General features: G+C 34.7%; 13 protein-coding genes. All 13 read left to right on the top strand.

The genetic code is table 11. The features are described 5' to 3' along the window. Positions 1-13 precede the first annotated feature (13 nt). The 13 genes from GOQ16_RS11085 (at position 14) to GOQ16_RS11145 (ending at position 11,391) form a co-directional block, all read left to right on the top strand. Positions 14-388 (top strand): YtxH domain-containing protein, encoded by a 375-nt coding sequence (locus GOQ16_RS11085; RefSeq protein WP_160069342.1) that lies wholly within the window; start codon positions 14-16, stop codon positions 386-388. Positions 389-441: 53 nt separating this feature from the next. Beyond that, positions 442-1,104, top strand: a complete 663-nt coding sequence (locus GOQ16_RS11090; protein ID WP_160069343.1) for a heme exporter protein CcmB — start codon at positions 442-444, stop codon at positions 1,102-1,104. A 15-nt stretch (positions 1,105-1,119) separates the two neighbouring features. Next, the gene (gene ccsA / locus GOQ16_RS11095; protein WP_160069344.1) at positions 1,120-1,785 is read left to right on the top strand and encodes a cytochrome c biogenesis protein; all 666 of its coding nucleotides are present in this window, start codon (positions 1,120-1,122) and stop codon (positions 1,783-1,785) included. Positions 1,786-1,793: 8 nt separating this feature from the next. After that, positions 1,794-1,997 (top strand): CcmD family protein, encoded by a 204-nt coding sequence (locus GOQ16_RS11100; protein ID WP_149912483.1) that lies wholly within the window; start codon positions 1,794-1,796, stop codon positions 1,995-1,997. 26 nt (positions 1,998-2,023) lie between these two features. Then, entirely contained in the window at positions 2,024-3,007 is a 984-nt protein-coding gene (locus GOQ16_RS11105) for a DUF6427 family protein (protein WP_160069345.1), read from the top strand. Positions 3,008-3,078: 71 nt separating this feature from the next. Then, positions 3,079-4,482 carry a BamG family beta-barrel-assembly machinery protein gene (gene bamG / locus GOQ16_RS11110; RefSeq protein WP_160069346.1) on the top strand — a complete coding sequence of 468 codons (1,404 nt, stop codon included), beginning with the start codon at positions 3,079-3,081 and terminating at the stop codon, positions 4,480-4,482. Then, positions 4,475-5,086: an LPS export ABC transporter periplasmic protein LptC gene (lptC, locus tag GOQ16_RS11115; RefSeq protein WP_160069347.1), complete on the top strand. Its 612-nt coding sequence runs from the start codon at positions 4,475-4,477 to the stop codon at positions 5,084-5,086. Before bamG ends, lptC begins: the two co-directional genes overlap by 8 nt. A 147-nt stretch (positions 5,087-5,233) precedes the next feature. Continuing rightward, entirely contained in the window at positions 5,234-7,336 is a 2,103-nt protein-coding gene (locus GOQ16_RS11120; RefSeq protein WP_160069348.1) for a peptidylprolyl isomerase, read from the top strand. A 62-nt stretch (positions 7,337-7,398) separates the two neighbouring features. Next, a complete protein-coding gene (locus tag GOQ16_RS11125) occupies positions 7,399-7,917 on the top strand; it encodes a DUF2480 family protein (protein ID WP_160069349.1) in 519 nt (172 codons plus the stop codon). Positions 7,918-7,947: 30 nt separating this feature from the next. After that, positions 7,948-8,739, top strand: coding sequence for a DUF3108 domain-containing protein (locus GOQ16_RS11130; RefSeq protein ID WP_149912489.1), 792 nt, complete (start codon positions 7,948-7,950; stop codon positions 8,737-8,739). Between the two features lie 5 nt (positions 8,740-8,744). Continuing rightward, complete coding sequence (locus GOQ16_RS11135) at positions 8,745-9,308, top strand: DUF3109 family protein (RefSeq protein WP_149912490.1); 564 nt, start codon at positions 8,745-8,747, stop codon at positions 9,306-9,308. A gap of 57 nt (positions 9,309-9,365) precedes the next feature. Next, on the top strand, positions 9,366-10,337 hold the full coding sequence (locus tag GOQ16_RS11140) for a polyprenyl synthetase family protein (protein WP_160069350.1): 972 nt from the start codon (positions 9,366-9,368) through the stop codon (positions 10,335-10,337). A gap of 1 nt (position 10,338) precedes the next feature. After that, positions 10,339-11,391: a TerC/Alx family metal homeostasis membrane protein gene (locus tag GOQ16_RS11145; RefSeq protein ID WP_160069351.1), complete on the top strand. Its 1,053-nt coding sequence runs from the start codon at positions 10,339-10,341 to the stop codon at positions 11,389-11,391. Positions 11,392-11,485 lie beyond the last annotated feature (94 nt).

Genomic DNA, 11,485 nt, shown 5'->3' on the forward strand with positions numbered 1-11,485 from the left:
AAATTTCAATATTATGAAAAATAAAAACGGATTAGTAGCATTTGCATTATTAGGACTTGCGGTGGGTACTGCTGCTTATTATTTATTAGCTACAGAAGATGGCAAGAAAACTTTAGATAAAGCAAATTGTGGTATAAAAGATTTGACTAAATCTATCAAAGAGTTATCTAAGAAAGAATCTAAAAAAGCATCTAAATTAGCGGCTAGCGCTAAAGAAGAGTTAGAAAATTTAACTGCAAAAGCTAAAGATGCGAGTAAAAGTGTGTTAGACAGAGTATCGGACAAAGCTTCTACTTGGGCTAATAAAGCATCCGACGCAGCACATGGTGTAGCTAGCAAAGCAGAAGATATTGCTGATAAAGCTAAATCTGATATTTCAAACGCGTAATCAGGCATTACATGTAATAGACGAATTTCAAATTATGTGTATCTTTGCAACACATGAGTCTTTTGAAAGAAGTCAAAACTTTAGTCCATAAAGATCTTATCTTAGAATGGCGATCAAAACATGCTATCAATAGCATATTTCTATATGTAGTATCTACAGTTTTTGTCTGCTATCAAGCATTCAAAACTGTAGATGATACGTTAATGTGGAATGCTCTTTTTTGGATTATTCTACTCTTTGCCTCCATCAATGCGATTAGTCGATCTTTCGTTCAAGAAAGCCAATACCGACAATTGTATTATTATTCCATCACAGGGCCAAAAGCAATAATTCTTTCCAAGATTATTTATAATACCATTTTGATGGTCTTTCTGTCGTTGATTGCCTATTTCACGTATTCTGTTATCTTCAAAAATCCTGTGGGTGATGGTTTGCTGTATTTTGTAGCTGTACTTTTGGGAAGTATCAGTTTTGCAACCGTATTCACGATGGTTTCAGGCATCAGTTCCAAAACTGGAAACAACAGTACAATTATGGCAATATTAGCTTTCCCTGTAATTATCCCTCTATTGATTGTACTCATTAAGCTTTCTAATAATGCACTACAAGGACTGGATAGAGGAATTAGTTTCGGTGAAATCGCTGTTCTCCTCGCAATTAATGTCATAACAATTACTATATCTTTATTGTTATTTCCTTACCTTTGGAGGGATTAAATTTTTAGCAAAATAATGAGAAAAAATTGGTGGAAAATCCTTGCTGCATTCATGGTAAGTGCGTCGGTTGTAGCAGGATTGATTGGACCGGTTCCTGAGCTACATATTCTTAATGAAACCATCCGAAACGTGTATTTTCACGTTCCAATGTGGTTTTCAATGGTGATTTTATATCTTATTTCAGTCATTTATAGTATCAAATACCTCAACAGTGGGGATATGAAACATGATATAATGGCTGTTGAAGCTGTCAATGTTGGCATCGTGTTCTGCGGATTTGGTTTATTGACTGGAATGCTTTGGGCGAATATAACATGGGGAGAACCATGGCCTAATGACCCCAAGTTGAACGGTTCTGCAATCGCCACATTAATGTATTTGGCCTACCTAGTATTGCGTAATGCATTAGAAGAAGATCAAAAAAGAGCAAAAATATCAGCTGTCTACAATATTTTTGCCTTCCCAATAATGGTCGTGTTATTGTATATCCTACCAAAATTAACAGATTCACTACATCCAGGTAGTGGAGGAAACTCAACTTTTGGTGAATTGGATATGGACAACTACATGCGTCCAGTATTCTATACAGCTGTAGTAGGTTGGATTTTGACAGGCGTATGGGTATGCTCGATTCGCTACAGACTTCGTTTATTAGAAAATAAAGCAAATAAAATTCAATAGATATTGTAATGAAAAAAATTAGCCTTGTATTGGCATTTATGCTATTCACAATCTGTACTACATTTGCGCAAAGTGATGTAGAAATGGCAACAGGATTGAGAAGTTCGGGAAAGATTTGGGTGGTTGTTGGCGTAATTCTAACCATTGTGATTGGAATGTATGTATTTTTATTTACCATCGATAGAAAAGTAAAAAAATTGGAAGACAAATAGTCTTTCAATTTTTCTATGTATAAACTATGATAATCAACCAACACAGAAAATTCACACCTATAAACATATTTTGGGTATGTGCAGTGGGAACTTTATTGTGTTTGGGCGCATTTCTACACCTACCAACAGAACTAAAGCCACTGTTTTTAGAGCCCGCAGTTCATAATTTATTAAATATTGAACTGGGTAAAAACCTTCATCCTCAATCTAATGTACTATTGACATTAGTATTGACACTCCTACAAGCTTTTTTTCTAAATAGAATCATTAACCACTTTAATTTTTTAGGTAAACCAACCTTTCTGACCGCCTTAATTTTCATGACATTGGTCAGTGTTTTTTTACCTTTTTTGGTGCTATCGCCTACATTGATCTGTAATTTCATTACCATCTGGATGATGGGAAAATTATTCAATATCTACAAACAAGCAGATGTCAAAACGCTAATGTTTGATTTGGGAATGATAGTAGCTTTGGGAAGTTTGATTTACTTTCCATTCATCGTGATGCTACTTTTGTTGTGGATAGCACTTATAATCTTTCGTCCATTTATTTGGCGAGAATGGGTCACTCCTATTCTGGGATTCGGGGTAGTTTACTTCTTATTGGGTGTGCTGTATTACTGGATAGATCGTTTTAATGAGTTTTTGGAAATATTCAAACCATTTGCGAACCCTCTTCCGACCGGATTGAAGGTTGATTATCATGATTATTTGGTGGTTATTCCTATCGGAATAGCTATTTTATTATTTTTATTTGTACTAAAAGATCAATATTTCAGAAGTATTGTGCATCTGAGAAAGTCACTCCAATTATTATTTTACATGTTGTTGTTGATTGTGGGATCTTTTTATCTAAGTAACCAAATTACGATTAATCATTTTTTATTGTGCGTACCGCCATTAGCTATATATTTGGCGTATTATTTTGCGTATGCTAAGATAAAATGGCTGTACGAAAGCATTTACATCATCATTATCGCTACTATAATCTATTTTCAATTCATGTAATGAATTAATATATAAACGATTAACCTTTTTTAACAAAATTGACTAAGGTATTCATTTAAAATTAAATAGTTTTGTATCGAAATAAAGTTAGTATTATTATTGACCTAAGAGTATTAGATAGTAATCCATTATCGGATTTTAATAAATATATGTATAGACAGTCGAACATATTGAGTGCAAAAAAAGCGATAAAAGTTATTCTCGGAACAGCATTGTTGTTTACGGGATCACAGTCTTTCGCTCAAGAAACTACTTCCCATTCACCTTATTCCAAATTTGGAATCGGTCAAATGCGCGAAGATTTATTGCCACAAACAAGGTCAATGGGAGGCATATCTACAGCCATTAGATATCAAGCCGGTCTGCCTATTCTGAATATTGCTAACCCTGCGAGTTATTCTGGATTAAACAGAACAATCTTGGAAGCGGGGCTTTATGGAAATATTACACAACTAAATAAAGGATCAGCGCAGGACAACACTGCTGATTTTGCTTTTTCACATTTCGGTTTTGGTTTTGCTGTAGCACGTAATCATGGTATTGCTTTTGGATTAATGCCTTATTCGGATATCGGTTACAACATTACTGAGATGCGTACAATGGGCACCATTACAACAAAGCAGTCCAAACAAGGAGAAGGTGGTCTGAACAAAGCTTTTATCGGTTATGGATTTTCACCTTTTAAGGGATTCAGTGTTGGAGGTAATGCAGGTTTCTTATTCGGAGAACTGAAAGATAATCTAACAGTTAGTTTTCCTACTGATTTCAACTCATTGAACGCTAGAAGCCAAGTTACACGTTTAGTTCGTGGCCTTATAGTGGATTATGGGGCTCAATATTCATTTCCTGTAAGTAGAAAACACAATATTACCTTAGGGTATTCTGGATCATTAAATAATACAGTAAAAGAAAAAACTTCACAATTAATAACGCGTACTCAGCCATCAGCAGATCCAGACTTCGAAAATGTTGCGTTGGATTCGTTACCACAAATTGGCGAACGTACACGTAACATTAATCTTCCTATGAAACATAACGTCGGGATAACCATTTCACAAGGTTACGATTGGATGATTGGTGCGGATTTGAAATATGCAGATTGGACTGAATACCAAACCCGTGCCGGTGAAGCATCTTTGGGTAAAAATTACGGTGTAGCTTTAGGTGGACAGTGGAAACCTGATGCTGGTTCAAATAAATATTGGAACATTGTAGATTACCGTTTAGGTGTGCGTTATAATCAAGGACATATTACAGCGAATAATACACGTATAGATGATATGGCCGTAACTTTAGGATTTGGACTTCCTCTTCCTGAAACTAACTTCGGAAGCACCTCATCTCGAATTAATATTTCAGCAGAAATAGGTCAACAAGGAACGCTACAAAATAATCTAGTACGTGAACGTTATATAAATATTAATATAGGATTTAATATCAATGACCTTTGGTTCCGTAGAAGAAGTTATGATTAGTCAAATCTTCAAGAAAAACACGATTTCCCTATTTGTTCTTTGCATAATAGGGATTTTGTCATTTACTGCCTGCGAAAATGAGATGAAAGATATCAATGCGATAGAAAACATCAAAAAGGAGGAAGCTGTGGATTTGTACAAAGATGTAAAAATTATTTACAGCGATTCGGCTGTGGTCAAAGCGCAGCTTACTGGTCCAGAAATGAAAATTTACCATGACACGACACAGGGTAAAAACAATAATTACGAATTTGAAAAAGGACTGCAAATTATTTTTTACGATGCTCTCGGCAAAGAAACCCAACGTATTAAATCGGATTATGGAATTCAAAGAAGTGTAGAAGGGATTACAGAGTTTAAAAAGAATGTGGTAATTAATATGGCTGATGGCTCTATAATAAAATCTGAAGAAATTTTTTACGATGAAAACCAAAAGATCTATTATAATTCTGTTCCTATTACAATGGATTTTAAAGATGCAAGAGGCAGCCTTCAAGCAATGTCATTTCGGTCAGATACAGAATTCAAAAATATAGAAGGAGAAAACATGACGGGATTTTTCATACCATCAAATAGTAGTCAAATGCCTTCATTTGGTCAGTAAAATCTACTATAACAAAAAACTACAAGAGATGTTTTGATTTAGCATATATTTTATATGCTTTTTTTTTATAAAAATTGTATCTTGCGCCTTGTTAAAAAACAAAGTCAATTAAATAACTAAAGAACACATAAATACAAATTACGGAATATGGGATTAATGGGTAATTTGCGTAACCGAGCGGGATTAGTAATCTTCGTGATCGGTTTAGCAATTGTTGCATTCTTATTAGGTGATATTATTCAATCAGGAACTCCATTTTGGATGCAAAAACAAAATGAAGTAGGTAATATCAATGGCAATGGAATTGATTATCAACATTTCAATGCATTGGTAGACCAAACATCTAATCAATATCAACAACAAATGGGAGGTGCAGAGACTCCACAAATTAGAAATTTTGCTGTTCAGCAGGTTTGGAATCAAATGGTTTCGCAAGAATTATTAAATTCTGAAATCGAAAAAGTTGGAATTACCTTAGGTAAAAAAGAATTAAATGATCTGATCTCTGGTCCAAACCCAGCGCAACAAATCATTCAAACATTCACTAATCCACAAACAGGTCAGTTTGACAGAGCATATTTAGCACAGGTAATTACAGAAGCTAAAACAAACCCTCAGATTGCTCAACAGTGGGAAAGTATGTTGGAACAAATCCGTTCACAAAGATTATCTGAGAAGTACTCTAATTTAGTTAGTTCTTCAGTATATGTAACTGCTTTGGAAGCGCAAGATGAATACACTGCTAAAAACAAATTAGCTAATTTCAAATATGTGCTTTTGGACTACTCTTCAATAAATGATGCTGATATCAAATTGACGGATGCAGATTACAAAGAGTATTATGATAAGAATAAGAACTTATTCAAAAACGAAGAAGAAACTCGTACGGTTGAATATATCTTAATTGATGCTAGACCAACAAAACAAGATTCGGCGGCAACACTTGCTACTATTCAAACATTGAAACAAGAGCTAAGTGCATCTACAAATGATTCGTCGTTTGTAACGATAAATTCTGATAATAAAGTTCCTGTTAATTTCTTCAAAAAGGGACAATTAAGCCCTGCTTTAGACTCAGTTGTATTTAACGTTGCTAACGGAACTACAGTAGGACCATATGTATCCAATGGACATTACGAGATTGCAAAAGTAATTGATTCAAAATTTAGTGCTGACTCCGTAAAAGCAAGTCATATCCTTTTAAATACAGCTGCAGAAGGTGGTGTAGACAAAGCTAAAGCAAAAGCAGATTCAATCAAAGGCTTGTTGGCTAAAGGCGAAAAATTTGAAACTTTAGCAATTGAGTTTAGCCAAGACCAAGGTAGCAAAAACAATGGTGGAGACTTAGGTACATTCACTAGAGGTCAAATGGTAGGTCCTTTTGAAGAAGCGGCTTTCAATAATAAACCGGGTGATGTAGTGATTGTAGAATCCCAATTTGGCGTACATATCCTGAAAATCGAAAAACACATAGGAAATTCTAAAATTGTTAAAGTTGCTGTAGTAGACAAAGCTATTGTTGCTGGTAAAGAAACTACAGATGCAGCATATACTAAAGCAAATAACATCCTATCAGAAGTAAATAGTAAAAACTTTGCTGAAGTTGCTAAAAAACATAACCTAACTGCTGAAAAGGCTATCCGTCTTCGCGCAATGGACAATACTTTAAATGGTGTCGAAGTGCCAAGAGAATTGGTAAGATGGGTATATGAAGCTAAAGCAGGTGATGTAACAGATAAGATTTTCGAGACAAACGATAACTTTATCATTACTAAAAACCTTTCTATAAGTCCTAAAGGAGTTCAGCCATTAGATGCCATCAAACCAGAAATTCAACTTGCTGTTACAAATTTGGTGAAAGCACGCATGTTGAAAGAGAAAATGAACAATGCATTAAATGGTTCTTCATCAATCGATCAAATTGCTCAAAAATTAGGTAAATCAGCTATAAACGTTGAGAATATCGTTCTTGCTAATCCTGTTATTCCAGGCGTATCTTTTGAAAGTGCTGTAATAGGAACTGTATTTGGCTTGCAACCAAATAAGCCATCGAAAAGCATTGAAGGCACACAAGGTATTTATGCAGTTCAGGTTTCTAGTTTTGTTAATCCAAAAGAAATGGTAGAAACTGAGCGTAAAGCACAACAAAAACAACAATTAGCAACAAAACAACAACGTTCATGGGGAGCAATCTTCAAAGCGCTGATGGACAATGCTGATATTGATGACAATCGAATTAGATTTTATTAAGATATTATAATTATTTTTATAGCCGAACGCAATACGTGTTCGGCTTTTTATTTTTAACGGATATGGATATTCAAGAAAATATTGTTAATAAAGTTGCTCAAAGTGGATTAATCACCATTGATTTAGCAAAATATTCGCCGAATCCAGAGGACATTATTGTATATGACATAAAAGACAATTTACTTCATGGACTTATATTACGAGAGAAAGATTTTCGTGACTTCGTAAAAGAACATGATTGGTCTCAATACAAAGATAAGCATGTAGGTATTACTTGTTCTACGGACGCTATTGTGCCGACCTGGGCATATATGATCCTTGCAAATAAGTTAACTCCTTATGCAGCCTCATTAACTTTTGGAAGCAAAGAAGATATTATCCGCGACCAATATAATGCGGCAATCAATGCAATTCCGTACGAAAGCTATCGAGACGAGCGTATCGTAGTAAAAGGATGTGGTGAAATTTTCATTCCAGAAAGTGCATTCGTTACTTTTACATCAAAAATTTCTCAAGTCGCAAAAAGTATTATGTATGGTGAGCCGTGCTCTACTGTCCCCGTCTTCAAACGCAAAAGTTAAACTATTAGCCTTGTAGATTGTCCTAATTATATGAAAAAATTTTACGTAGCATTATTACTTGTATTCATCGGATTTAAATTTGGCTTTAGCCAAACATTACCGTATTTGAAAGAACCAACATTCAAAGAAGGCGAGAAATTATCATACAAGCTAAGATATGGAATGCTTTCTGCAGCAAATGGAGTTCTTTCTGTAAATAAATCAAAATTACAATTTAGCAATAAGAACACATTTCATTTAAGCGCATATGGACAAACGTCTTCGGCGTTTTCGTTATTATTTACTGTCAAAAATAAATACGATTCATATATTGATGGAAATACCTTCCAGCCTTATTTGTATACTGAAGATATCAAGGAAAATAGTTATACACGAAAAGAATATGCCACCTTTGATCACCGCAATCACACTGTAAAAGGTGCCAAGGGCACATTTAAAAGTCCTTCATCGCAATTATTTGATCTAGTATCTGCGTATTATTTTGCAAGAAATTTGGACCTATCGACATTGAAAAGTGGTAATTCTTTTAAAATTCCTTACTTTCTAAATGATGAAGTAGCAGAATTAAAGGTTACTTATGTCGGAACAGAAAAAATCAAAACAGCACTAGGCACTATTGATTGTATAAAGTTGAATCCAGAAATAAAACCCGGACGTATTTTTAAAGATAATAGTAAGTTATATCTTTGGGTCACTAATGATGGTAATCGCATACCCGTAAAAGCACAAGTTGAAATCATTATTGGTTCAATCACCATGGACTTGACAAAAGCGGAAGGATTGAAATACGAATTAGGTAAAAAAGTAAGTTATTCAAAATAAAAGAAATGATTGAGGTTGGAAATGTGTTAGTGCATGAAGATATTATTAATAATGATTTTGTTTGCAATCTTTCCAAATGCAAAGGCATTTGCTGTATAGAAGGTGATTCTGGAGCCCCATTGCGTCAGTCTGAAAAAGCAATTTTGGAGGAAATTTACCCCAAAGTGAAGCACTTGATGACTGAAAAAGGCATAGCGGCTATCGAAGAATATGGCACTAGTGTCATTGATGCAGATGGCGATTTGACCACCACATGCGTGGATGGCAATAAAGAATGTGCTTATGTGACTTGGGAAAATGGCATTACTAAATGTGCTATCGAAAAAGCCTATGAATTAGGAGAAGTGAATTGGAAAAAACCTATTTCTTGCCACCTCTACCCTATTCGTACGACGCATTATCCCGAATTTGATGTATTACATTACGATCGTTGGCATATCTGTCACGACGCATGTTCTTTTGGGAAAGAGCTCAAAGTTCCAGTTTATAAATTTCTTAAAGATCCACTTATACGTGAGTACGGTGCGGAATGGTACACTGAATTAGAAAAATCAGCAGAATCCATCTAGTGTAATTTTACTATATTAGTTAACTATTATTGAAGCTTATTGGTACGTACCATTTTCATGCGAAGTTTAAAAGAAATACAAAAACCCATAGCCACAGAAATCGCTGCTTTTGAAAAAAAGTTTAAGCAATCCATGCAAAGTTCTGTGCCACTATTGGATATTATCACACAATATTTATACAAACAAAAGGGCAAGCAAATGCGCCCTATGTTTGTTTTTTTTGCGGCTGGTTTATGCGGCACAATCAACGAATCTACGTACCGTGGCGCTTCTCTAGTTGAATTATTACATACCGCATCTTTGGTCCATGACGATGTCGTAGACAATGCCAACGAGCGTAGAGGTCTCTTCTCTGTGAATGCACTTTGGAAAAACAAAGTTGCCGTATTAGTTGGTGATTTTCTATTGGCAAAGGGATTACTTCTATCGGTGAACAATAGTGAACTCCATTTGTTGAAAATTGTATCACACGCCGTTGAGCAAATGAGCGAAGGAGAATTGTTACAGATTGAAAAAGCAAGAAAATTAGATATTAAAGAAGAAATATATTATGAAATCATTCGTAAAAAAACAGCTTCACTAATTGCTTCATGCTGTGCTTCAGGCGCTTCATCAGTAGGTGCGAGCGATGAAGTTGTAGAAAAGATGAGATTATTCGGCGAAAAAGTAGGTTTAGCATTTCAAATCAAAGATGATTTATTCGATTTTGGGCTAGATGATATAGGAAAACCTGTTGGAAATGATATCAAAGAAAAGAAAATGACGCTGCCCTTGATCTATGCTTTGAACGAGACTACAACTGCGCAAAAAAGAAACATCATAAAACTGGTCAAAAACCACAATGATAATCCGGAGAAAGTGGCAGAAGTTATTCAATTTGTAAGAAGTAGTGGAGGACTTGAATATGCTACAAATAAAATGCTGCAATATCAACAAGAAGCTTTTGATATACTTGCTGAATTTGCCGACAATGAATATAAAATAGGATTACAAGAATTAGTAAAATTTACAACAGAACGTAATAAATAAAATGAGTCACGAATTAATGTTTTTTGGAGGATTTATCATCTTTATAATCCTCATGCTGGCTATTGATCTTGGATTATTTAGCAAAAGCGACAAGCCTATTACTCTAAAAGCCGCAGCCATTATGTCCATTATTTGGGTATCTTTCGCTTTAGGTTTTGGCGCAATACTCTATTATTGGGGTAACGAGCTTCATAATGTACATGATTTTGCGCGCTTAAAAGAAGTTATCGCTATGCATCTTCACGATGTAAAAATTAACGAAAATGATTTAGCAGCAAGTCTTCAAGCATATAATAAAACACTCACACTAGAATATCTAACAGGATATGTCGTAGAATATGCTTTATCTGTAGATAATATCTTTGTAATGGTATTATTATTTACCTCTTTCGGTATTCCAGAAAAATATTACCATAAAGTATTAGTATGGGGAATCATTGGAGCAATTCTGATGCGTTGTATATTCATTTTTATTGGCGCTGCACTTATAGCGAAATTCGGTTGGATCTTATATGTATTTGGAGCGTTCTTAGTATATACAGGTATTATGATGTATAGAAATCGTAATCAGGAAGAAGAGGTTGATCCTCAAAACCATGCTGTAGTAAAGTTTGCTTCTAAATACTTTAAGGTAACTCACAAATTAGACAGTGGAAAATTCTTCGTCGTGGAGAATGGCGTGAAATATGTTACTCCATTATTTTTAGTATTGTTAGTAATTGAGTTCACTGATTTAATATTTGCAGTAGATTCTATTCCTGCGATTTTTTCAGTCACAAAAGACCCTTACATAGTATTCTTCTCGAATATTTTTGCGGTATTAGGACTTCGTTCGATGTTCTTTTTATTGGTAAATATCATTGACAAATTCCATTATTTGAAAGTTGGTTTAGCATTTTTATTGGTATTTATCGGAGCAAAAATGCTTTTACATAGTTATTTGAAAGAGTGGGGATTTACCACAGCACATTCCTTGATAATTATTATATCCATTCTTGCAATCAGCGTTATTGCATCATTAATGTTCCCGAAGAAAAAAGAATACACCGCTTAATATTGCGTTCAAAACTTATAGAGTAGGAAGGTAATCATTATTTGATTACCTGACCCCTCACACCACCGTACGTGCCGTTCGGCATACGGCGGTT

The organism is Sphingobacterium bovisgrunnientis, assembly GCF_009829085.1.
GTDB classification, from domain to species: domain Bacteria; phylum Bacteroidota; class Bacteroidia; order Sphingobacteriales; family Sphingobacteriaceae; genus Sphingobacterium; species Sphingobacterium bovisgrunnientis.